This window comes from Azospirillum sp. 11R-A (assembly GCF_049472615.1).
GTDB lineage: Bacteria > Pseudomonadota > Alphaproteobacteria > Azospirillales > Azospirillaceae > Azospirillum > Azospirillum palustre.
This window is the reverse complement of the sequence record NZ_JBCEBL010000015.1, coordinates 69,117-91,712: the sequence shown is the minus strand read 5'-3', so window position 1 is coordinate 91,712 and position 22,596 is coordinate 69,117. Positions and strand designations below refer to the sequence as shown.

Here is a 22,596-nt window from a genome sequence, read left to right as displayed (position 1 = left end):
AAACCCTTCAAGGATATCCTCGATCATGACCGATCCGACAACCGGCGCCCCGCCTAGCACCCCGACGGGCGCTGCCCCCGAAATCCTGACGGAGCGGCGCGGTGCCGTGGAATGGGTGATCTTCAACCGTCCGCGCGCCCGCAACGCCATGACCCCCTGGATGGAGGATCGGCTGATCGAGATCTGCCGGGCGGTCGATGCCGATCCCACCGTGAAGGCGCTTGCCCTGACCGGTGCGGCCGGTGACAAGCCGGCCTTCATGGCCGGGGCCGACCTGTCCTGCCTGCAAAGCGTCTCCTCGCCCGAGGATTTCACCATCCTGGAGACCCGCGCCGAGGCGGCGGCGATGGCCCTGGAGGGAGTGCGCGTGCCGACGGTCGCCGTTCTCTCGGGCCCCTGCATCGGCGAGGGGGCGCTGCTGGCCTCCAGCTGCGACGTGCGCATCGCCTCGCCGTCGGTGCGCTTCGGCTTTCCCATCGCCCGCACGGTGGGGAACTGCCTGAGCGTCAAGAATCTGGCGAGGCTGTCGATGCTGCTCGGCACCGCGCGGACACGGGAGATGATCTTCAGCGCCCGCCTGCTGAGCGCTGCCGATCTGGCGGCGGCCGGGGCGGTGCGCACCGTCGTCGCCGGCGAGGACGAGCTGACCGCCCATGGGCAGCAGGTGGCGGAGGAGCTGGCCGCGCTGGCCCCCCTGACCCTTTGGGCGACGCGCGAGGGGCTGCGCCGGTTGCGCGACCACGATTTGCCGCGCGACATCGACGGCGACCTGCTGCGCCGCTGCTACCTGTCGGCCGACTATCAGGAAGGCATCGCCGCGTTCCTGGAAAAACGCCCCCCGGTCTGGAGCGGGAGCTGAGTGTCGCGCGGATTTGAAAACTCAGCGTCGATCCCCCACCGGCATCGGGCCTTCGCCGGTCTCGGGCGACCGTGAGTAGCGTGCCGGCGAAACGCCCTGGAAGCGCGTGAAGGCGACGGTGAACGTGTTGGCCGAGCTGTAGCCGACACGCTCCGCAACCTCCTCGACCCCGAATTCGCTGTCGCGTAAAAGCTGTTTGGCCAGCGCCATGCGCCAGGAGAGCAGATATTCCATCGGCGCCACGCCGACGACCCGGTCGAAGCGGGCAAAGAAGGCGGATCTCGACATTCCCGCTTCGGCGGCGAGTTCCGCCACCGTCCAGCTGCGGCCCGGCTCGGCGTGCATCGCGCCCAACGCGTCGGCCAGCCGCGGATCCGCAAGCCCGCGCGCCAAGCCCGGTGCGCCATCCACGCTGCCGGCACAGCGGAACGCCTCTATCAGCAGCACCTCCAGCAACCGCTCCAGGACAAGGTCGCGGGCCGACCTGCGCGCCTGCGATTCGTCGCTGACGAGCTGCATCACCGTCAGAAGACGGGGTTCGCCCCGGACGATCACGGTGCGGGGCAGCAGGGGCACCAGAAGCGGGGCGTCGGGCGAATCGAAAACGCAGTGCCCGACCTGCATGCGCAAATCCGGAGACCCTTCCGCACATCCGGCCCGGAATTGGCCCGCCCGGAATTGACCGGGTCCGATCTCCGCCGGCCTTTCGAACACACCGGGCGGCGGCGGCACCGGACTCTCGTTGATGAATTCCTGCATGGCCGGGACCATGACGAAATCCCCGGCTTCGAGCACCGCCGGCGTGTGGCCGTTCACCATCATCCGGCATTTGCCTTCCAGGATCGCGCAATAGAACGGCTCCCCGGTGCCTTCGCGCCGGATGCGCCAGGACCCGGCGCACTCCACGAATTTTGAAAACCGCGCGGCGGGTTTCAGGAGGCTGACAACTTCGGCAAGCGGATCGACGCGCAAATCAGGACCATCTGCGTAGAAATGAGGACGCCCAACCGTATACCGTCCTGCTCTCCATGGCTAGTATGCAGGCCACACCAATGAAACGAGGCCTCGCATGTCCACCATCCTCATCACCGGCTGCTCGTCCGGCTTCGGCCTTGAGACCGTCCGGCTCTTCCTCGACCGCGGCTGGACTGTCATCGCGACGACGCGCAGCGGGCGCGCGGACATGCTGCCCGCGTCCGAGCGTCTGCGCGTCCTGCCGCTCGACATCACCGACCGGAGCAGCATCGATCGGCTGATCGGCGATGCCGGTCCAATCGACGTGCTGGTCAACAATGCCGGTTTCGGCGCACCCGTCCCGGTGGAGTTGACGAGCCCGGAAACGGCGAAGTCCCTCTTCGAGACCAACACGCTCGGCACGCTGGCGATGCTCCAGGCCGCACTGCCGCAGTTCCGCGAACGCCGTGCGGGCGTGGTGATCAACGTCACCTCGGCCGCCCTCCTCAAGCCGCTTCCGCTGATCGGCGTCTATCGCGCGAGCAAGGCCGCGGTGGATGCGTACACCGAATCCCTGGCGGTCGAACTGGAGCCCTTCGGCATCCGGGTGCATCTGGTGATGCCCGGCCGTTCGCCCGAAACGAAGTTCGGCGAAAGCGCGCGCCAGCATCTGCGCGGCCTCGACGACCCCGATTACCAGCCGCTGATCGAGCGCATGTTGACGGGGATGCGCAGCAACTCGGGTCCGGTGACCCATGCCGAGGATGTCGCGCAAGCGATCTGGCGCACCGCGACCGATCCCTCGGCGCCCCTGCGCATCCCCGCAGGCGCCGATGCCGAAGCATGGATGGCCGAGGCCGGCTGAACTCCGGAACACCGCGACGCCGCGGGGGCCGGGCTGTCCCGGGACGCTTGCAAGGCCGGCACGGCGATGGCTGAATCGATGATCGGTCAATAGTGGGAGGAGATGCGGATGGACGGGGTGCAGGTCATGCCGGTGTCGCTGTCTCCGCCCACCGATCCGGCCATCCGCTGGGCCGGCCGCCTGCTCGCCATGGTGGGCGAGCTTCACAAGGTCGGGTACCAGCGCCTCAGGATCGCGCCCGGCATGGCCCCGTCCGGATGCCATTGGCGCTGCCACGTCACGCCGGCGGGCAATGTGGCCCCGAACGGGTGGGAGCCGCTCGATTGGAGCTGGCAGGTCGCCAGCTACAGCACGGGCCAGAAGGACCGTTATTTCGGATGGGAGGATTCGGCGCAGGATTCCGCCCGCCATCTCGCCGCGAAGTTCGTCGAGCGGTTTCCCGAGATCGCCCGCGACGGCCAGGGTGCGGACTGGGCCTATGCCGGCTGGTATGTCGCCATGCTGGGGCAAGCGGAGCATGGGACCTTTCCGGTCTTCTTCGCCGATTACCCGGTCGAAATCGCCCGCGGCCGGCGGCCCCCGCCGCCTTGAGCGGCAGTCGCGCCGTCCGACGCGACATCCGACGCGGCCGGTCACAGCGCGTCGGCAGCGGTTGCGGACCCGATGGCGACGGTCGCCGTCATGCCCGCCGCCAGTTCGACGCCGGGCGGCACCCGGTCGATGCGGATGCGCACCGGTATGCGCTGGGCGAGGCGGACCCAGCTGAAGGTCGGCTCGACATTCGGCAGGCCGAGGTGGCCGGGCGTTCCGTTGCTGTCCTCGATGCCCCGGCCGATGCTTTCGACATGGCCGGACAGCGGTTCGTCGAAGCCCATCAGCATGATCTGCGCCGGGCTGCCGACACGGATACGCCGCAGCTTCGTTTCCTCGAAATAGCTGGTGATCCAGAAGCTGGTGGCGTCGAGGATGGCGATCTTCGTCACGCCGGCCGTGGCATAGTCGCCGGGCCGCAGCCGCAGATTGGTGACATACCCGTCGACCGGCGCCCGGATCGTCGCCCGCGCGAGGTTGAGCTTGGCGAGATCGAGCGCCGCCACCGCGCCGTCATAGGTCGCCGCCGCCTGTGCTGCGGCACCGGCCGTCTGCTGCACATCCTCCTGCGAGATGACCTCGCGGAGCTGGCTTCGCCGCCGCGCCGCCGCCTGCCGGACAAGCATGTCCTGGCGCCGGGCTTCGGCCTCCGCCTGTGCGGACGCCACCGCGAGCGAGAACCGCCTGGGGTCGATCGCATAGAGGACATCGCCCCGATGCACATACTGGTTGTCGGCGACAGAGACGGCACCCACGGTCCCGGAAACCTCCGGCGCGATCTGAACCACCTCCGCGCTCACCCTGGCATCCCGCGTCCACGGCGTCTGCTCGTGACGGTTCCACACCTGCAACGCCACGACGGCGGCAGCCGTGCCGAAGCAAAGGGTCAGGGCATAGCGCCCGAGCAGGGACAGCACAGCTTTCATTGGAATGTTCCGCTGGAGGGCAGAGCCTGCAAAAGCAGGCCGTAGAGGAGGGCGAAGGTGGCGAGTTCGACGAGCGGCCGGCTGGCGGCCAGGCGGAAGAGCCCCGCAGCCGCGAAGAGACGGACCAGCGCGACGGTGCCGGCGAGCGCCGCCAGGGCAAGCACCAGCAGACCGGGGAGGAAGACGCCCCCGAAATCGAGATCGAGGATCATCGGTCGTTCTCCCAAGCCACCGCACCGCCCAAACCGAGGGCGAACCGGAGGTCGATGAGCAGGTCGAGCAGCAGAGCACGGTCGGCAATCGGGCTTTCGGCGATCCGCGCCGTCAGCGCTTCGATGCGCCGGTGCAGTGCCGTGGCATCGGAAGGTCCCGCCCGGTATCCGGGGCCGAAGCGCAGGGCAATCGCGGTGAGAAGCTCGAACCCGTCATAAGCGATCTCCCCGTCACTGGCGCCGTCACTGGCGTCGAGATGCCGGATCGCCCGATGAAACCGGCCGGCGGCGTGACCGACGCGGAGATGGTGCAGGGTGTCGTCGAGCACATCCGGGTGGGATGCCCCGGACAGCCGGAGCCTCGGCAGCAGCAGCGCCGTCCGGTCGATCATCAGGCTCGTCCAGAGCGACTCGTCGGGTGCGCCGCCCAGGGCCCGCCGCCTGACATCCCGCCGGTTCAGCCGAAGCAGCCGGCCGATTGCCGCATCGACCGGGATGGTCTGGAACAGGCTCATGCTGACGACGGCAAATCCTGTCGCCGCGAACAGCGCGACGACGCTGTTGAGCGACCCGGCGAAGTCGCCGGCATAGCTGGCGCCCAGCCCCGACAGGATCGGGATCGTCAGGGTGATGCCGAGCGCCATGTAGGTCGTCGGCGGCCGGGCTTGCAGCGAGCCGGCGACCAGGAAGGCCGGCGCGAGCACCGCGGCGAGACCGGCGAAATCCGTCACGCGGGGCAGGATGGCGAAGCCGTAGACCAGACTGACCGCCACCCCGACGAGCGAGCCGGTCATGTATTTGACGACATTCGGCGCCGGCGTGTCGACGTTGCCGAACAGGGCGCAGCAGACGCCCAGGATCGACACCGCCAGCCCGCCCTCCGGCCAAGCCGACCAGATCCAGAACGCGCAGCCGATGACGATGCCGGCGACCGCGCCCAGCGCGCTCCGGGCCGCCATCCAGGGGTCGCGGTGATAGACATAGCCTGTCGCGTGCCCGGCGCGGCGGTGCGCTGCGGCGTCCGGCGGCATGGTGGCGGCAATGGCGGTCCGCGCGCTGCTCCGTCCAACGATCCGTCCCAGCCGGTCGCACTCGTGAAGCAGGCCGATCATCTCGGCGAGATGGCCGGCGAGGTTGGCCGCAAGCCTGTCGCCGGCCGTCGCGGCCTCCGCGGCAATGCGTGTCCGCAGCGTCCGGGCGCGGTCGATCAGCCGGATCGCGACGGCATCCCGCCCAGCCGCATCGGCGGCTGCGAGCCAATGCCCCGCCTCATCCAGCAGTGCGGCCAGTTCGTTGTCCAGCTCGTTGGGCAGGCTGCGGTCTCCGTCGCGCAGCGCATGGATGCGGTCCCCGACCTCCGTCGCGAGCGGCAGCAGCCGTGCAAGCCGGTCATGGATCAGGTGCAGCGTCTCGCGGCTCGGCGTCACCGGGACCGGATCGTAGGGCAGGTGACCGGCCAGCCCTTGCAGGGCGAGTAGATCGCCGGCGAGCCGGTCGCGGTCGCGGCGGATCTCCGGCCCGGAGCTTCCATGGAGCGCATCGCCCGCCAGCCGGCGGGCATCCCGCAGCGTCGCCGACAGCTTGGCGGTGAACTGGCCGGTCATGCGCTTCGGCAGGACGAAGCGATGCACCAGGACGGCGCAGAGGATGCCGATGGAGATCTCCTGGACCCGCACCGACGCCGTATCGAAGATGGCGGCGGGATTGAACACGCCGGGAAAGCCAATCAGGCTGGCGGTGTAGCCGGACAGAACGAAGGCATAGGCCCGCGCGGTGCGGTCGAGCAGCGAGAGATAGAGGCACAGGCCGATCCAGCCGGCGAGGACCACGCTGCAGACAAGCGGATCGTTCACGAAACAGGGGATGATCGCCACGGTTGCCGCCGCACCGACAATCGTGCCCGCGAAGCGGTAGACGCCGCGGCTGAGCGACGCGCCGGCCGAGGTCTGCGAAACGATGTAGACGGTGACGATGGCCCAGGAGGGCTTCGGCACCCCTGCGCGCAGCGCGATGTAATAGGCCAGCATCGCCGCGGCGAAGCTTTTCGCCGAGAAGAGCAGCGCGTCCGCATCCGTCCGCAGCAGCGCGATCCCGGTGGCCGTCAGGAGCCGGTTCGAAGCATGGTGGGTTCTCATGCCCCCGAGTATCGGCGCGTTGCGCGGCCAGATAAATTAGGTATCCTGTCAAAAAATCCCTCAATCATGCCAAAACCGATCATGCCGAATGCGATGTCCGGGTCACGGTCCGCCGTTTCCGTCTTCGACCCCGATCTTGCGGACCGGCCTGCCGTCGCACGCCTGCTCGACTTCGCGGACTACGAGGCGGAGGTGCCGGTGCATGTGCATCGGCGGGGACAGCTGATTCTGGCGCTGCATGGCGCCGTCACCTGCACCGCGGACGACGAGATCTGGATCGTGCCGCCCGATTGCGGCGTGTGGATTCCGGGCGGCATGCCGCACAGCGTCAGAACGACGGCGAATGCCCGGCTCAGCTACCTGTTCGTCGAGCCGGGAGCGGCAAACCTGCCCGAGGTCTGCTGCACCCTGTCGATCTCTCCGCTGGTGCGGGAACTGGTCAACCGGCTGACCGGTGAGGTTCTGGACTATCCGCCGGACAGCCACGCCGCCCGGCTTGCACGGGTGACGCTGGACGAGCTGGCCGGGATGCCGCGCGAACACTTCAACCTGCCCATCTCCAACGATCCGAAGATCCGGGCGATTGCCGATGCCCTGACGCTCGAACCGTCCGACCGCAGCACCTTGGGGGACTGGGCCAGACGCGTCGCGATGAGCGAGAGGTCGCTGGCCCGTCTGATGCTCCGCGAGACCGGCCTGACCTTCGGACGCTGGCGGCAGCAGCTGCACCTTGTCGTGGCGCTTCGCGAACTGGCCGGTGGGGCCGCGGTGCAGACGGTGGCGGACACGCTCGGCTACGAGTCGGTCAACGCCTTCATCACGATGTTCAAGAAGGCCCTGGGAAGCACGCCGGCACAATATTTCACCCAGCGCAGGGCGAAGCTGTCGGCCTTGTCGCGATAGCTGAGCCGACGTGCAGGAGAGTGTGGAGATCCCCCGGCCGCCGCCTCACGGCCGGTTGACCTGCACGGCCAGCGCGACCGCCGCCTTGCCGGACAGCGGAACGTCGGCCGGCACCGCCACGGCCTCCGGTGCCGGGCCGCCTCCGCTCCGGCCGAGCCGCCCGGTCACCCGGAACGCCACCAGGACCGCCGCGATGCCGAACAGCACCGATCCCGCCGCCTGTCCGATCAGCACCCCCGGCGCCCCGCCCAGCCAGCCGCCAACCGCAACGAACGGTATGGTCCCCAGCGTCGCCCTGCCCCAGTTGAACCCGGTCGCCAGCAGCGGAAAACCCAGATTGTTGAACGCGGCGTTGCCGACGAACAGGAAGCCGACGAACAGGAACCCGCCGGCCACCGCGGTGCAGAACAGGCGGACCAGATCGGCCGACACGCCCTCGGCGGAAAAGGCGCCCACCACCAGATCGCGGGCAAGGAACAGGCCCAGCCAGACCGCCAGCACCCAGACGACGATCAGGACTAGGCTGGCCCGCAGGGTCGCCCGCACCCGGTCGGGGCGGCCGGCCCCCAGATTCTGCGCCAGGATCGGGCCGACGGCACCAGTCAGGGCGAAGATGGTGCCGAAGGCGACCGGAACCAGGCGGTCGACGATGGCCGCCCCGGCGATGGCCGCATCGCCGAAACGCGCCATGCTGGTGGTGACATAGACGCCGGCGACCGGGGTGGCGAGATTGGTGAGGACCGCCGGACCGGCGATGCCGGCCAGCGTCCCGGAATCCGTCAGCAGACCGGTCCAGCCCGGGGCGGCGACCAGCCGGTGCACCCGCGCCACGCCATGCCAGCCGACGGCGGCGAGCAGGCAGCGCGACAGCACGACCGTCACCGCCGCACCGGTCAGGTCCAGCCGCAGGCTGAAGATCAGGATCGGGTTCAGCGCCGCGGTGAACAGCGCCGCATAGAGCGTGACGGTCATCGCGCGGCGCGCATCGCCCTGCGCCCGCAGCATCGCCGAACAGCCCATGCCGAGGCCGAGCAGCGGCAGGGTCGGCGACAGGATGGTCAGGTAGCCGACGGCAAGATCCCTGGTGGCTCCCCTGGCGCCCAGCAGATCCATCGCCGGTCCCAGCAGCGGCAGGGTCAGCAGGCCGACCGCTGCGGAGACCAGCGCTGTCAGAATCAGGCTGGATCCCGCCAGCCTCGCCGCCTCCGCGCGCCGGCCGCCACCGATGGCGCGGGCGACCAGCGCTCCGGCACCGATCGACAGCCCGATGCACAGCGACGATTGCAGGAACAGAACGGTGCCGGCGAAGCCCACCGCCGCCGCCAGCTCGCGTTCGCCCAGCAGCGAAATGTAGAACAGGTTCAGCAGATCGACCGCGAACACCGCGATCAGACCGACCGAGCCGGTGGCGGTCATCACCATCACATGGCGCATCGGCGAACCGGTGGTGAAGCGGCCTACGGCGGTTTCGGCCATTGCAGCGGTTCTCCTCTTGGGCGGCCCCGGGTTGGTGGCCCCTGGCGTAAGAGGTTGGTCCGCCGCCTTTCCCATCAAGTCGTCCCGGGCCACTCGTCCCTGGCCACACTGCCGCAAGCGGAGACCGCCGGCAAACCGCTTCGCGCGCCGTCATCCGCGGCGCGCCAAACCGCTTTGTCTAGCGCAGCGGGGTGCGGAACAGCCTCCCCCGGCCCTCCAGCCCCTCCGTAACGCCGGCAAGGCGCAGGCTGTGCCACGCCAGCGCATGGTTGCTCGAGGTGACCGGCTTGCCGCTGCGTGCCTCCAAGGCCTCGACCGCCTCGGCGACCCGCAGGCTGGTGCAGGAAACGAACACGGCGTCCACCTCCGGGTGGGCGGCGGCCTGCGCCACCGCCGCGGCGATGGAGTCCGGGGCGATGCGGGCCGCGATGGTGTCGTCGGGTTCGTCGAAGATCGCCAGCACCGGCACCTCGTAACCGGCCTTCACGAAGTAATCGCGCATCGCTTCGCCGACGCGGCGCTGGTAGGGCGCGACCAGACCGATGCGCCGCGCGCCGAGGGAGCCGAGCGCGGCATCCACCGCCTCGACCGGCGTGGTGGTGGCGATGCCCGGCCGCGCCTCGCGGATGCGCTCGCGGACGCGCTGCGGGCCGATCACCATGCTGCCCGACGTGCAGCCGAAGGCGACGACATCCAGTTCCAGCCCGGGCAGGATCAGCCGGGTCGTCGGTGCGATGTCCTGCTCCATCCGCGCCAGCGTTTCCGGCGCGATCTCCTTGTCGTTCCACAGGCGCGCGTTGTAGACGGCGACCCCCGGCTCCCCGAGCAGGAAGCGCCATTCATGCTCGATGGTCTGGTCGGTGGCGAGCACCAGAAGCCCGATGGCGGCGCGGGCGGCGAGGCCGCCATCGGTTGCGAAGGGAAGCACCAGGGTGGCGGCCGGGGAAGCGGCGCCATCCTCGGCGACGGTGACGTTGGTATCCATGTCGGGGGTTCTCCCAGTATCGCGGAGGAGTGGCGCGGACGCACCGGCACGGGCTGTGACGCCGCCCGCGCGCCTGTCAGTGGACGGCCTGCATGCCGTCGAGCGGGATGGCCGGGGTGCGGCCGGCGATCAGGTCGGCGGTGATGCGGGCCGACCCGCAGGACATGGTCCAGCCCATGTGGCCGTGTCCGGTGTTGAGGAACAGGTTGCGCTGGCGCCCGCGGCCGAAGATCGGCGTTCCCTCCGGCGTCATCGGCCGCAGACCGGCCCAATAGCTGGGCTGGCTGTAGTCGGCCGCATCGGGGAACAGGTCCTGTGCCGCCGCCAGCATGGCCTGGAAATCGGCCGGGCTGTGGCGCTTGTCGTAGCCGGCGAAATCGGCGGTCGCGGTGATGCGCAGCCGGTCGCCCATCGGCGCGTAGGCGACGAGATTCTCCTCGTCCACCCCGCCGATGCGCGGCGTGTTGTTGCGCCCGGCCACCGGCACGGTGACCGAATAGCCCTTGATCGGATAGATCGGCAGCGACAGGCCGAGCGGCTTCGCCAGCGCCGCGCTCTGGCAGCCCATCGCCAGCACATAGGCGTCGGCGGTCAGCGTGCCCTTGTCGGTGACCAGCGCGGTCACCTCGCCGGCGGCGGTCTCGACGCCGCGGATCGTCGTGCCGTAGAGGAAGCGGACGCCCCGCTCCGCGCACCAGTCCGCGAGGTTGCGGGTGAACAGCCGGGCGTCGCCGCTCTCGTCGGACGGGGCGTAGATGCCGCCGACGATGCGGTCCTTGGTGGCCGACAGCGCCGGGTCGATGGCGGCGGCGCGGTCGCGGTCGACCACCTCCAGCGGCAGGCCGTTGTCGGTCAGGATCCTCATCTTGGCGACACCGGCATCGAAGGCCGCCGGGCTGCGGTAGAGGTAGAGCAGCCCACCCTTGGCGCCGTCGAAGGCGACGCCGGTGTCCTCGACGACCCGATGCAGCATGTCCTGCGAATAGAGGCTGAGCCGCACCTTGCGGGCGGTGTTGACCGCCACCCGGTCGGACCGGCAGTTGCCGAGAAACTTCAGCGACCAGGCCCACAGCGCCGGGTCCAGCCGCAGCCGGAAGCGCAATGCCTGATCGTTGCGCCACAGCGACTTCAGCAGGATCCTCGGCGCCTTCGGCGACGCCCAGGTGTAGGCGTGCCCCGGCGCCACCAGCCCCGCATTGGCGAAGCTGGTCTCGTCGGCGGCGCCGTCATGCCGCTCGACGACGGTGACCTCGTGTCCATCCTTGAGAAGGCAGTAGGCCGTCGTCACGCCGACGACCCCGCTGCCCATCACGATGACCTTCATGAACGCCTCCTTCCTCCCTGGCCTGAGCGCCTCCTGGCTGGAGCGGTCACAGCGCCGCGGTCACCTGGATTTCCACGGTGAATTGCGGGGCGGCGAGCCTGGCCTCGACGCAGGCGCGCACCGGCGTGTTGCCCGGCGCCACCCAGGCGTCCCACACCCCGTTCATCTCGGCGAAACCGGCGATGTCGGCGAGCCAGATGGTGGCGGTCAGCAGCTTCGTTTTGTCGGTGCCGGCGGCGGCCAGCAGCTCGTCGATCCTGCCGAGGATGTCGGTGGTCTGCTCGGCCACCGTGGCGCCCGGCGCGCGCAGCGCCACCACGCCCGCCGTGTAGACCAGACCGCCGCAGACGACGGCCTGGCTCATGCGCGGGCCGACCTCGATACGCTGGATGCTCATGATTCTCTCCCCAAAAGCCGGCGGGCCGGGAGGCGGCACCGCCCTCCATTCACACGATACGTAACTGTATACAGAATAGTCCACAGAATTTTTTCGATGCTGCACCGCCCAAAAATCGGGCCCGATTCCTGTGCAACTGCACAAATGTTCGCCCCATCAACAAAGTCGTTGACGCCCCCTTGCGGACGACGATACGCTTAAGTGTATACAGATTGTCATTCAGCTTAACATTCACCGGCAGGGAGATGTGCGATGGCGAGGATGAACGGCATGACGCGGCGCTCGGCGGGGGGCGCGCTGCTGGGCGCGATGGCGCTGGCGATGCTGAGCAGCGGTGCGGCGCGGGCGCAGGACACGGTGACGCTCGGCGCGGTCCTGCCGCTGAGCGGGGCCAGCGCCACCATCGGCGAGGACCAGCGCCGCGGCATCGAGCTGGCGGTGGAGAAAATCAACGCCGACGGCGGCGTGCTCGGCCGCAAGCTGGCGGTGGCGGTCGAGGATTCCGGCGGCCGGGCGCAGAGCGCCGTCGACGCGGCGCGCAAGCTGGTGTCGGTGTCGAAGACCCCGGTGGTGATCGGTGAATATTCCTCCGGCAACACCATCCCGGTCGGCCAGTATCTCCAGCGCGAGGGGATCGTCCACATCAACCCCGGCTCCTCCTCGCCGGCGATCAAGACCATCGGCGACCGCTCCTTCAGCACCATCGGGCTGGACGACGTCGCCGGGAAGTTCACCGCCCAGGCGGTCTACGGGATGGGCCACCGCAAGGCGGTCTTCCTCGCCCCCAACAACGCCTACGGCCAGGGCGTCTACAGCGAGACCAAGGCGGCCTTCGAGGCGCTGGGCGGCCAGATCGTCGCCAACCTGCTCTTCACCGAGGGGCAGTCGAACTACCGGCGCGAATTGCAGCGCATCGCCGCCGCCAAGCCCGACGTCATCATCTATTCCGGCTACGGCCAGGAGGCGGCGACGATCAACCGCGAGGCCTTCGAGCTGGGCCTGTCGAAGACCCCCTGGTTCGGCATCTACCTGTCGATGTGCACCGCCGATTCCCGGCCGGAGACGGTCGAGGGCCAGATGGGCATGGAGGTCAACTATGTCGGCCCCGACGGCGCCTGGTACCGCGATGCCTACAAAAAGAAGTTCGGCAAGGAGTTCGCCACCACCTTCAGCGGCTACACCTACGACGCCGTGATGATGGCCGCCGCCGCGATCAACAGGGCCGGCAGCACCGAACCCGCCAAAATCCGCGAGGCGCTCGCCGCGCTCGGCGACTATGCCGGCGCCACCGGTCCCATCGCCTTCGACGCCCAGGGCCAGCGCAAGGCCCAGCCCTACATCGTCGTCTCCTACAAAGGCGGCGAGCTGAAGACGGCCGCCAAGTAGGCCCCGCCGCCCCAGATCGGACCTCCCGCACGCGAAGGGTTCCCCGGCCGCCCGGCCGGGGGCTCTGCCCCGCCCGACCGGAGATATGTCCCTTGATTCAGATATTGATCGACACCCTGATCCGGACGAGCGACCTCGCCCTGATCGCGCTCGGCCTCAACCTGTCCTACGGCGTCAGCCGCTTTCCCAACGTCGCCCATGTCGAGATGGCCCCGCTCGGTGCGGCGGTGGCGCTGGCGGTGGCCGCCCTGTTTCCCGGCGGCGGGCTGGTCGGCGCCGCCGTCGCCGGGGCGCTCGCCGCCGGGCTGGCGGCGATGCTGCTGCACCGCTTCGCCTTCGAACGGCTCGCCGGCGCCGGTCCGGCCAGCGCGCTGATCGGCTCGCTCGCCATCGCCATGATGCTGCGCGCCGGCCTCCAGGCGGTCTTCGGCACCCGGCCGCAGCAGTTCGACACGCCCTTGACCCCACCGCACGACCTGTGGGGCGCCATCCTGTCCGATCTGCAGATCGCCGCCATCGCCATCACCGCCGTCTGCCTGATCGGCTTCTTCGCCATGCTGCGGCTGACGCCGCTCGGGCGTTCGATCCGCGCCATCGCCGCCAATCCGGCGCTGGCCACCGCATCGGGCATCGACGCCCGCCGCGTCACGCTGATCACCGTCTTCCTCGGCGGCACGCTGGCCGGCATCGGCGGCATCCTGCTGGCGCTGGTCACCCAGCTCGACATCGGCATGGGGCAGATGCTGCTGCTGCCGGTCTTCGCCGCCGCCATCGTCGGCGGGCTCGGCAGCCTGCCGGGTGCCGTGATCGGCGCTTTCGCCATCGCGCTCGCCGAGACGCTGGTGATGCGCATCGATTTCGGCCTGCTCGCCGCCGACGGGCCGCGCTACCTGCCGCTCGGCTACCTGACCGGCATCGGCTTCGCGCTCATCGTCGTGACCCTCGTGTACCGCCCGGAAGGGCTGCTGAGCCGGGGAGGACGCCGTGCTTGAGTTCTGCCTGCATGTGCTGATCATGGCGGCGATCTTCGGGATCGCCGCGGTCAGCCTCAACCTCCAGGCCGGCACCGGCGGCCTGCTGAATTTCGGCCAGATCGCCCTGTTCGGCATCGGCGCCTACGCGGTCGCCATCCTGACCCGCGCCGGGCTGCCCTGGCCGGCCGCCCTGCTCGCCGGCATGGGCGCCGCGGCACTCGGCGGTTTCGCCATCGGCCGTCTCGGCCGCGACCTCGCCGCCGAATATTGGGCGCTGGCGACGCTGGCGGTCGCCGAGCTGGTGCGGCTGGTCGCCCTCAACGAGGATTGGCTGACCGGCGGTCCCCAGGGCATCGGCGGCATCGCCGGCCTGTTCCCCGGCCTCGACGGCGTGGCGCGCGCGCTTGCCACCCTGGCGCTGGCGGCGCTGCTGCTGCTCGGCACCGCGCTGGCGGCGCGGCGGCTTGGGCAAACCCAGTTCGGCCGCGTGCTGCGGCTGATGCGGGAGAATCCCGACCTCGCCACCGCGCTCGGCCACGACATCGTCGCCTGCAAGGTCAAGGTTCTGGCCATCGGCGGAGCGATGGCCGGGCTGGCCGGCGGGCTCTACACCCTCTACCTCGCCTTCATCGGCCCGGACCAGCTGCTGCCTTTCGAAACCTTCCTGATCTGGACGATGGTGGTTCTCGGCGGGCTCGGCAACGTGGCAGGGGCGGTGGTCGGCGCCCTGCTGGTCACCGCGCTCTATGCCGGCATTCCCTTCCTGAAGGATGTCGTCGCCCTTCCGTCCGACCTGACCGGCAGCCTGCGCGTCTTCGCCATCGGCTCGATCGTGCTGGCCGTTTTGATGCTGAAACCCCAGGGGCTGGTCCCCGAACGGCTGCGGAGGTTCCATGCTCAGCGCCCATGACGTCACCCGCAGCTTCGGCGGGCTGACCGCGGTCAACCATGTCAGCCTGGAGATCGGGCCCCGCGAGATCGTCGGTCTGGTCGGCCCCAACGGCTCCGGCAAGACCACCCTGCTCAACCTGCTGAGCGGCTTCCTCGCCCCCACCAGCGGCGAGATCCGCTTCGACGGCACCGCGGTCCGCGCGCGGCGCGCCTGGCAGCCGAGCCGGCTCGGCCTGCGCCGCACCTTCCAGCTTCCCAAGCTGCCGGCCCGCATGTCGGTGCTGGAGGTGATGCTGGCCGGCGGACGGCTGCCGGCCGGCGCCTCGCCCTGGCGCTCGCTGCTGACGCCGGGAGCCGTGCGGCGCGAGGAGGCGGCCTTCATCGGCAAGGCGATGGGACTGCTGGCCGAGGTCGACCTCGCCGGCCTTGCCGACCACCCGGCCGGCGGCCTGTCGGGCGGCCAGCAGAAGCTGCTCGGGCTGGCGGCGGCGCTGATGGACGACCCGGCGGTGCTGCTGCTCGACGAGCCGACGGCCGGCGTCAACCCATCGCTGCGCCGGCGCATGGCCGACCATCTGCGCCGCATCCGCGAGGGCGGCACCGCGCTGGTCATCGTCGAGCACGACATGGGCTTCATCGGCGACCTGTGCGACCGCTGCCTCGCGCTGGACAAGGGAGCGGTGATCGCCAACTGCCGCCCCGACGAGCTGAGCGGCAACCAGCAGGTGGTCGAAGCCTATCTCGGCCGCCGCCGCCCCGGCGTCCCGCTTCGGATCGTTGCCGGTGGAGCGGTGGGAGGAACGGCCGGCACCAAAGCCAGTGGAGCCAGAGCATGACGCTTTCCGTGCACGAGGTGCGCGCCGGCTACGTGCCGGACGCCGACATCCTGAACAGCCTGTCGATCACGGTGCAGCCGGGGGAGATCGTCACCATCCTCGGCCCCAACGGGTCGGGCAAATCGACCCTGCTGAAGACCGTCGTCGGCCAGCTCCGCCCGCGCGCCGGCCGGGTCGTCGCCGACGGCCGCGACCTCGCCGGCATCCCGGTGCACCGGCGGATCCGCGACTGCGGCGTCGCCTATGTGCCGCAGCTCGACAACATCTTCGGCCCGCTGACCATCCGCGAGAACCTGGAGCTGGGCGGCCAGTTCGTTGCGCCCGCCGCCCGCAGGACCCGGCTGGAACAGCTGCTGGAGCATTACCCCAACCTCGGCCGCAAGGCCGGGGCGCGGGCCGACAGCCTGTCGGGCGGCGAGCGGCAGATGCTGGCGCTGGCGCGCGCGCTGATGCCGGGGCCGCGCCACCTGCTGCTCGACGAGCCGTCGGCCGGCCTGTCGCCGCTGATGATGGACGAGCTGTTCGCCCACATCCGCCGCATCCGCGACCGCGAGGGCGTCTCGGTCCTGATGGTCGAGCAGAACGCGGCGGAATCGCTGGAGGTCTCCGACCGCGCCTATGTGCTGGTGATGGGGCGGGTCCACCGCGAGGGCACCGCCCGCGAGATCCTGGAGGACGAAACGGTCGGCCAACTCTATCTGGGGGCCGGCCCGGCGCATTGACTCTCCCCGTCCCGCCGAATCGGTCGCAGTTGTGTATACTGGCCTGCATATTCCACCGGTGTTATGGTCCCGCGCGACGCGCCGCAACGGTGCGTCGCCGGGCACTCCATCGCCGGAACCCGGCATCGGTATTCGGGTGTTGTCCCACCGGCACCGCAGGAAGCACATAGGACGATCATGGCGGGAACCCCGCGCAAGAAGACCATCAAGGCGGCTCCCAAGGCGGCGCCCGCGCCGCGCGCCGCCGACAGCGTCAACCGCGTCTATGCCGCGATCCAGCGCATGGCGGTGAATTTCGAATTCCGGCCGGAACAGCGGATCAACGAGGTGGAACTGGCCGCCACCCTGGGCGTCAGCCGGACCCCGGTGCGGGAGGCGCTGAACCGGCTGGTGATCGAAGGACTGATCACGCTGGTCCCCAACAAGGGCTTCTACTGCCGCCCCTTCGACGCCGAGCAGATCATCGGCCTGTTCGAGGTGCGGGCGTCGCTGGAACGGCTGAGCGTCGAACTCGCCGCCGAGCGCGCCAGCGACGTCCGCATCGCCGAACTGATGGATTTCTGGAACGGCGTGCGGGCGAGCCGCGCGGCGATGGACGCCGAGGAGCTGACCAGCCGCGACGAGGAGTTCCACATCCGCATCGCCGCGATGGGCGGCAATCCGGAACTGGTCCGCATGCTGGAGAGCATCAACGCGCGGATCCGCTTCGTCCGCCGCATCGAGATCGAGAACCCGCTGCGCCGCACCACCACCTTCGACGAGCATCTGGCGATTGCCGAGGCGCTGAAGGCGCGCGACCGCGGCCGCGCCGTGGCCTGCATGTCGGACCATATCGGCATCAGCGTGGCCGACGCGGTGGCCGCCATGAAGGAAGGGCTTGCGCGCATCTACATGGGCCGCATGGCCAGCTGAGCCGGCCCGGACAGCGGCAGGATCCGCTGCGGGAATGCCGTCTCCGGAACCGGCTCCAGAACCGGCCCCAGAACCGCCGTTGACCCTCGCCGCAAAGTGTGTACACTTCAGAACACACAATGACACCGAGGGAGGACGCACATGCCGGACGGCGTGGCGATGACGGGCGCGGTGACCCTGGACGACAAGTATTTGGCCGAACACGGCCGCGTTTTCCTGAACGGCACGCAGGCCCTGGTGCGGATGGCGCTGCTCCAGAAACGGCGGGACCGCGCCGCCGGCCTGCGCACCGCCGGACTGGTGAGCGGCTACCGCGGCTCGCCGCTCGGCACCATCGACATGGAGATGGGCCGGGCGCGCAGCTTCCTCGACGCCCACGACATCCGCTTCGTTCCCGGCGTCAACGAGGATCTGGCCGCCACCGCGCTGTGGGGCAGCCAGCAGATCCATCTGCAGGACAAGCCGGACTGGGACGGCGTCTTCGGCCTGTGGTACGGCAAGGGGCCGGGGGTGGACCGCACCGGCGACGCCTTCCGCCACGCCAACCTTGCCGGTTCGGCCGGGCGGGGCGGCGTCCTCGTCCTGGCCGGCGACGACCACACCTGCAAATCCTCGACGACCTCGCACCAGAGCGAATATGCGCTGGTCGATGCGATGATGCCGATCCTGAGCCCGTCCGGCATCCCGGAGATGATCGAATACGGGCTGCACGGCTGGGCGCTGTCGCGCCTGTCGGGTTGCTGGACCGCCATGAAGGTGACGGCCGACCTGACCGACCGCAGCGTCTCGATGACCCTCGACCCGGCCCTCCCCGTCATCCGGCTGCCGACCGATCTCGTCCTGCCGCCCGGCGGCCTCAACATCCGCTGGCCCGACAGCCCGCAGGAGCAGGAGGCCCGCCTGCACCTGCACAAGATCCCGGCGGCGCTGGCCTATGTCCGCGCCAACGGCCTGAACCGCGTGGCGCTCGGCAGTGGCGGCGGGGGTGCGGACGCGCGCTTCGGCATCGTCACCGCCGGCAAGGCCTATCTCGACGTCCGGCAGGCGCTGGCGGAACTCGGCATCGACGAGGACCGGGCCGCGGCGCTCGGCATCGCCGTCTTCAAGGTGGCGGTGCCCTGGCCGCTGGAACCGGACAGCCTGCGCAGCTTCGCCGCCGGCCTCGACGAGATCCTGGTGGTGGAGGAAAAGCGGCCGCTGATCGAGGGCCAGATCAAGGACATCCTCTACGGCCTGCCGGCGGATCGGCGCCCGCGCGTCATCGGCAAGCACGACGAGTCCGGCGCGCCCCTGCTGCGCTCCCACGACGAGCTGTCGGTCGCCGAGATCGCGGTGGCGGTCGCACGGCGGCTCGCCCGCTGCGGCGTGGAGGTGGACGCCGACGCGCTGGCCCGCCTTCAAAACACCACCGGCACCGCCAACCGCCCCGGCGGCCCGGTTGCCAAGCGCACGCCCTATTTCTGCTCCGGCTGCCCGCACAACAGCTCGACCAAGGTGCCGGAGGGCTCGCGGGCCCATGCCGGGATCGGCTGCCACTGGATGTCGCAGGCGATGGATCGCGACACCGCCACCTACACCCACATGGGGGCGGAGGGTGCCAACTGGGTCGGGCTGGCGCCCTTCGTGCCGACCCGCCACATCTTCCAGAACATCGGCGACGGCACCTATTTCCATTCCGGCCTGCTCGCCATCCGCGCGGCGGTCGCCGGCGGCGTCAACATCACCTACAAGATCCTGTTCAACGACGCCGTCGCCATGACTGGCGGCCAGTCCCACGACGGCCAGCTCACCCCGCAGGCCATCGCCTGGCAGGTGCGGGCCGAAGGGGTGCAGCGCATCGCCGTCGTCAGCGACGAGCCGGAGAAGTACGGCCTGTCCTCCGGCCTGCCGCCCTACGTCACCATCCACCACCGCGACGACCTCGACGCCGTGCAGCGCGAGTTCCGCGAGGTGCCGGGCGTGTCGGCGCTGATCTACGACCAGACCTGCGCCGCCGAGAAGCGCCGCCGCCGCAAGCGCGGCAAGCTGCCCGACCCCGGCCGCCGCGTCGTCATCAACGAGCGGGTCTGCGAGGGCTGCGGCGACTGCTCGACCCAATCGAACTGCCTGTCGGTGGTGCCGGTCGACACCGAGTTCGGGACGAAGCGGACGATCGACCAGTCCTCCTGCAACAAGGACTTCTCCTGCCTGAGCGGCTTCTGCCCGTCCTTCGTGACGGTGGAGGGCGGCACGCTGCGCAAAGCGCGCCCGGGCGCCGCCCCGACGCCAGACGCCAAGGCCAGGGCCGATGCCAACTCAGGTGCCGACGCCCTGCCCGACCCGGTGGCACCGCCGCTCGACCAGCCCTACCGCCTGCTGGTCACCGGGGTCGGCGGCACCGGGGTGGTGACCATCGGCGCGATCCTCGGCATGGCAGCACATCTGGAGGGGCTGGCCTGCTCCATCCTCGACCAGACCGGCATGGCGCAGAAGGGCGGTGCGGTGATGTCGCACATCGTGCTGGCGCGTCGGGCCGACCAAATCCATGCCGCCCGCATCGCCCCCGGCGGCGCCGATGCCGTTCTCGGCTGCGATCTGCTGGTCGCGGCCGGCGAGGATGGGCTGAGCCGTATGCAGGCCGGCCGTACCCGCGCGGTGCTCAACAAACATGAGACCGTCACCGGCGCCTTCACCCGCAATCCGGAGGAACGGCTGCCGTTGCCGCTGTTGGTGCGCCGGGTCACCGACGCCTGCGGCGGCCCGGCTGCGGTCGATGCGCTGGACGCCACCGCCATCGCCACCGCGCTGTTCGGCGACGCGATCATGGCGAACCTCTTCCTGCTCGGCTACGCGTGGCAGAAGGGGCTGATCCCGCTGTCCGCCGCGGCCATCGACACGGCCATCGTCCTCAACGGCACCGGGGTTGCCGGCAACCGGTCGGCATTCGCCTGGGGACGGCGCGCGGCTGCCGATCCCGGTGCGCTCGCGGCGGCGCACCCGGCCAAGCCTTCGAGCGTGGCCGCTCCGCCACCCGACGATCTCGACGGGCTGATCGCCCGGCGCGTCGAACAGCTGACCGCCTACCAGAACGCGGCCTATGCAGAGCGCTACCGCCTGCTGGTCGACCGGGTCCGCCGGGCCGAGACGGCGGCGGTGCCGGGCAGCAGCCGGCTGACCGCGGCGGTGGCCCGGTCCTTCTACAAGGCGATGGCCTACAAGGACGAGTACGAGGTCGCCCGCCTCTACACCGACGGCGCCTTCCTCGCGCAGCTGGCCGGGCAGTTCGAGGCCGGCTTCCGCCTGCGCTTCCATCTGGCTCCGCCCCTGCTTGCGGGGCGCGACGAGCGGACAGGCCACTTGAAGAAGAGTGCCTATGGCCCCTGGATGCTGCCCGTGTTCAAGGTGCTGGCGAAACTCAAAGGACTGCGCGGAACGCCGCTCGATCCGTTCGGGCGCACCGCGGAGCGTCGGGCGGAACGCCGGCTGATCGGGGATTACGAACGGGCCATCGCGGAAATGCTGGCCGGCCTCACCCCGGAAAAGCTGGATTTGGCCGTGCGGATCGCCAACCTCCCGGACCGGATACGCGGATATGGCCATGTGAAGGACAAGGCCATGGCCCAGGCGGTGATGGATTTGCGCGACTGGCTGGCGCAGTTCCGCTCCACGACGCCACAGCGTCTGGCGGCGGAGTGAGCGGCTGAGTGAACCGCCCAGAGGAACCGCCCAGGGGGGACCGCTCAGCTCTTGGCGATCTCGCCCAGCACATCCTTGGCGAGGCTGCGGATATGCCGCTCCATGGCGGCTCTGGCCTCCGCCGGGTCGCCGCTCTCCAGCGCGGCGATGACGTCGAGATGCTCGTCGCAGTCGGGACGGATGCGCGACGGCAGGCCGGACAGCTCGAACAGGCGCGTCGTCACCCGCAGGTCGCGGATGATCTGCGCCAGCACCGCGTTGCCGGACGCCTCGGCGATCAGGGTGTGCAGTTCCTCGTCAGCCGCCCAATGATCCTCGAAACGGATCTTGGGCTCGTCGCGCAGGCGAAGCATCTCGGTCTTCATCGCCTGCAAGCGGACCGGATCGACCCTGGAGGCGGCGGCGGCGATGGCCTCCCCCTCCAGGATCTCGCGCAGCCGCATGCTCTGGAAATACTCGCGGTTGGAGACCTCGCGCACCCGGTAGGGGCGGTTGAACTCCTTGCGGATCAGCCCTTCGCTGGCCAGCCGCACCAGCGCCTCGCGGATCGGCGTGCGCGAGATGCTGAGCGCGGTGGCCAGCCGGTCTTCGACGATCACCTCGCCACTGGGGATGCGGCGGTCGAGGATCATCTCCAGGATGGTGCGGTAGGCCATGCTCGCCAGATTCACGCCGGCTGCGGCCGGCGTCGCGGCTTTGGAGGCTTCGATGTCCATGCTCATACCAAGTCCTGCCACCTGACGCTGATCTTCCCCTAACAAAGCAGACGAACCGTTGTCCTGCAAAGGTTCTGATCGGCCTGACCGGCGGGATAGGGTCCGACGCCCCTCCCGGGCAGGAGTCAGTGCTGCAGGATCTTGGCGAGGAACTGGGCGGCGCGCTCCGACCGCTGGGTCTCGAAGAACTCGGCCTTGGTGCAGTCCTCGATGATGCTGCCATGGTCCATGAAGATCACCCGGTGGGCGACCTTGCGGGCGAAGCCCATCTCGTGGGTGACGCAGATCATCGTCATGCCCTCGTTCGCCAGCTCGACCATCACGTCGAGCACCTCGTTGATCATCTCGGGGTCGAGCGCCGAGGTCGGCTCGTCGAACAGGATGGCGATGGGGTCCATCGCCAGGGCGCGGGCGATGGCGACGCGCTGCTGCTGACCGCCGGACAGCTGGCCGGGGAACTTGTGCGCCTGGGTCGCCAGCCCGACCCGCGCCAGCAACGCCTCGCCCTTCGCCTCGGCCTCCGCGGTCTGGCGGCCCAGCACCTTGCGCTGCGACAAGGTCAGGTTCTGCATGATGGTCAGGTGAGGGAACAGCTCGAAATTCTGGAACACCATGCCGACGCGGGCGCGCAGCGCCGACATCTTCGTGCCCGGCGCGCCGACATCCATGCCGTCCACCTCGATGCGGCCCGACTGGAAGGGCTCCAGCCCGTTGACGCACTTGATCAGCGTCGATTTGCCCGAGCCGGAGGGGCCGCAGACCACCACCACCTCGCCCTTCCGCACGGTGGTCGTGCAGTCCTTCAGGACCTGGAAGGTGCCGTAGTTCTTGCTGACATTCTCGATGGCGATCATGGG

At 69.8% G+C, this 22,596-nt stretch carries 21 protein-coding genes; 11 read left to right on the top strand and 10 right to left on the bottom strand.

The features are described 5' to 3' along the window. Positions 1–25: 25 nt before the first annotated feature. Complete coding sequence (locus VH569_RS20140; RefSeq protein ID WP_423317330.1) at positions 26–859, top strand: enoyl-CoA hydratase; 834 nt, start codon at positions 26–28, stop codon at positions 857–859. Positions 860–880: 21 nt separating this feature from the next. On the opposite strand, the gene VH569_RS20135 is transcribed toward VH569_RS20140, so the two are convergent. After that, entirely contained in the window at positions 881–1,831 is a 951-nt protein-coding gene (locus tag VH569_RS20135; protein WP_423317328.1) for an AraC family transcriptional regulator, read from the bottom strand. A gap of 97 nt (positions 1,832–1,928) precedes the next feature. Between VH569_RS20135 and VH569_RS20130 the strand changes: the two genes are divergently transcribed. Then, positions 1,929–2,678: an SDR family oxidoreductase gene (locus VH569_RS20130; RefSeq protein ID WP_423317326.1), complete on the top strand. Its 750-nt coding sequence runs from the start codon at positions 1,929–1,931 to the stop codon at positions 2,676–2,678. A 108-nt stretch (positions 2,679–2,786) separates the two neighbouring features. Continuing rightward, entirely contained in the window at positions 2,787–3,269 is a 483-nt protein-coding gene (locus VH569_RS20125) for a hypothetical protein (protein ID WP_423317324.1), read from the top strand. A 41-nt stretch (positions 3,270–3,310) separates the two neighbouring features. Here VH569_RS20125 and VH569_RS20120 read toward each other — a convergent pair whose 3' ends face one another. The 3 genes from VH569_RS20120 to VH569_RS20110 are packed head-to-tail and all read right to left on the bottom strand — an operon-like array spanning position 3,311 to position 6,542. Next, positions 3,311–4,195, bottom strand: a complete 885-nt coding sequence (locus VH569_RS20120; protein WP_423317322.1) for an efflux RND transporter periplasmic adaptor subunit — start codon at positions 4,193–4,195, stop codon at positions 3,311–3,313. After that, a complete protein-coding gene (locus VH569_RS20115; protein WP_423317320.1) occupies positions 4,192–4,407 on the bottom strand; it encodes a DUF1656 domain-containing protein in 216 nt (71 codons plus the stop codon). The genes VH569_RS20120 and VH569_RS20115 overlap by 4 nt, the downstream gene beginning before the upstream one ends. Continuing rightward, positions 4,404–6,542 (bottom strand): FUSC family protein, encoded by a 2,139-nt coding sequence (locus VH569_RS20110; RefSeq protein WP_423317318.1) that lies wholly within the window; start codon positions 6,540–6,542, stop codon positions 4,404–4,406. Before VH569_RS20110 ends, VH569_RS20115 begins: the two co-directional genes overlap by 4 nt. A gap of 93 nt (positions 6,543–6,635) precedes the next feature. On the opposite strand from VH569_RS20110, the gene VH569_RS20105 reads away from it, so the two are divergent. Next, positions 6,636–7,445 carry an AraC family transcriptional regulator gene (locus tag VH569_RS20105; protein ID WP_423317451.1) on the top strand — a complete coding sequence of 270 codons (810 nt, stop codon included), beginning with the start codon at positions 6,636–6,638 and terminating at the stop codon, positions 7,443–7,445. A gap of 45 nt (positions 7,446–7,490) precedes the next feature. On the opposite strand, the gene VH569_RS20100 is transcribed toward VH569_RS20105, so the two are convergent. The 4 genes from VH569_RS20100 to VH569_RS20085 all read right to left on the bottom strand — a co-directional run bounded on the left by VH569_RS20100 (position 7,491) and on the right by VH569_RS20085 (position 11,627). Beyond that, positions 7,491–8,921: an MATE family efflux transporter gene (locus tag VH569_RS20100; protein ID WP_423317317.1), complete on the bottom strand. Its 1,431-nt coding sequence runs from the start codon at positions 8,919–8,921 to the stop codon at positions 7,491–7,493. 178 nt (positions 8,922–9,099) lie between these two features. Beyond that, on the bottom strand, positions 9,100–9,906 hold the full coding sequence (locus VH569_RS20095; RefSeq protein WP_423317316.1) for a maleate cis-trans isomerase family protein: 807 nt from the start codon (positions 9,904–9,906) through the stop codon (positions 9,100–9,102). 76 nt (positions 9,907–9,982) lie between these two features. Then, positions 9,983–11,230, bottom strand: coding sequence for a D-amino acid dehydrogenase (locus VH569_RS20090; protein WP_423317315.1), 1,248 nt, complete (start codon positions 11,228–11,230; stop codon positions 9,983–9,985). Positions 11,231–11,276: 46 nt separating this feature from the next. Continuing rightward, positions 11,277–11,627 (bottom strand): RidA family protein, encoded by a 351-nt coding sequence (locus VH569_RS20085; RefSeq protein WP_423317314.1) that lies wholly within the window; start codon positions 11,625–11,627, stop codon positions 11,277–11,279. A gap of 252 nt (positions 11,628–11,879) precedes the next feature. Here VH569_RS20085 and VH569_RS20080 point away from each other — a divergent pair, with 252 nt between their 5' ends. The 7 genes from VH569_RS20080 to VH569_RS20050 all read left to right on the top strand — a co-directional run bounded on the left by VH569_RS20080 (position 11,880) and on the right by VH569_RS20050 (position 21,023). Beyond that, positions 11,880–13,013, top strand: coding sequence for an ABC transporter substrate-binding protein (locus tag VH569_RS20080; RefSeq protein ID WP_423317313.1), 1,134 nt, complete (start codon positions 11,880–11,882; stop codon positions 13,011–13,013). 92 nt (positions 13,014–13,105) lie between these two features. After that, positions 13,106–14,005, top strand: coding sequence for a branched-chain amino acid ABC transporter permease (locus VH569_RS20075; RefSeq protein ID WP_423317312.1), 900 nt, complete (start codon positions 13,106–13,108; stop codon positions 14,003–14,005). Continuing rightward, positions 13,998–14,897: a branched-chain amino acid ABC transporter permease gene (locus VH569_RS20070; protein WP_423317310.1), complete on the top strand. Its 900-nt coding sequence runs from the start codon at positions 13,998–14,000 to the stop codon at positions 14,895–14,897. The genes VH569_RS20075 and VH569_RS20070 overlap by 8 nt, the downstream gene beginning before the upstream one ends. Then, on the top strand, positions 14,881–15,714 hold the full coding sequence (locus VH569_RS20065) for an ABC transporter ATP-binding protein (protein WP_423317309.1): 834 nt from the start codon (positions 14,881–14,883) through the stop codon (positions 15,712–15,714). The genes VH569_RS20070 and VH569_RS20065 overlap by 17 nt, the downstream gene beginning before the upstream one ends. Next, complete coding sequence (locus VH569_RS20060) at positions 15,711–16,436, top strand: ABC transporter ATP-binding protein (protein WP_423317307.1); 726 nt, start codon at positions 15,711–15,713, stop codon at positions 16,434–16,436. Before VH569_RS20065 ends, VH569_RS20060 begins: the two co-directional genes overlap by 4 nt. 177 nt (positions 16,437–16,613) lie before the next feature. Beyond that, positions 16,614–17,348 carry a GntR family transcriptional regulator gene (locus VH569_RS20055; protein ID WP_423317306.1) on the top strand — a complete coding sequence of 245 codons (735 nt, stop codon included), beginning with the start codon at positions 16,614–16,616 and terminating at the stop codon, positions 17,346–17,348. A gap of 141 nt (positions 17,349–17,489) precedes the next feature. Next, the gene (locus tag VH569_RS20050; RefSeq protein WP_423317305.1) at positions 17,490–21,023 is read left to right on the top strand and encodes an indolepyruvate ferredoxin oxidoreductase family protein; all 3,534 of its coding nucleotides are present in this window, start codon (positions 17,490–17,492) and stop codon (positions 21,021–21,023) included. Between the two features lie 44 nt (positions 21,024–21,067). Here VH569_RS20050 and VH569_RS20045 read toward each other — a convergent pair whose 3' ends face one another. After that, a complete protein-coding gene (locus VH569_RS20045; protein WP_423317303.1) occupies positions 21,068–21,745 on the bottom strand; it encodes a GntR family transcriptional regulator in 678 nt (225 codons plus the stop codon). 119 nt (positions 21,746–21,864) lie between these two features. Further along, a complete protein-coding gene (locus VH569_RS20040) occupies positions 21,865–22,593 on the bottom strand; it encodes an amino acid ABC transporter ATP-binding protein (RefSeq protein ID WP_423317301.1) in 729 nt (242 codons plus the stop codon). Positions 22,594–22,596 lie beyond the last annotated feature (3 nt).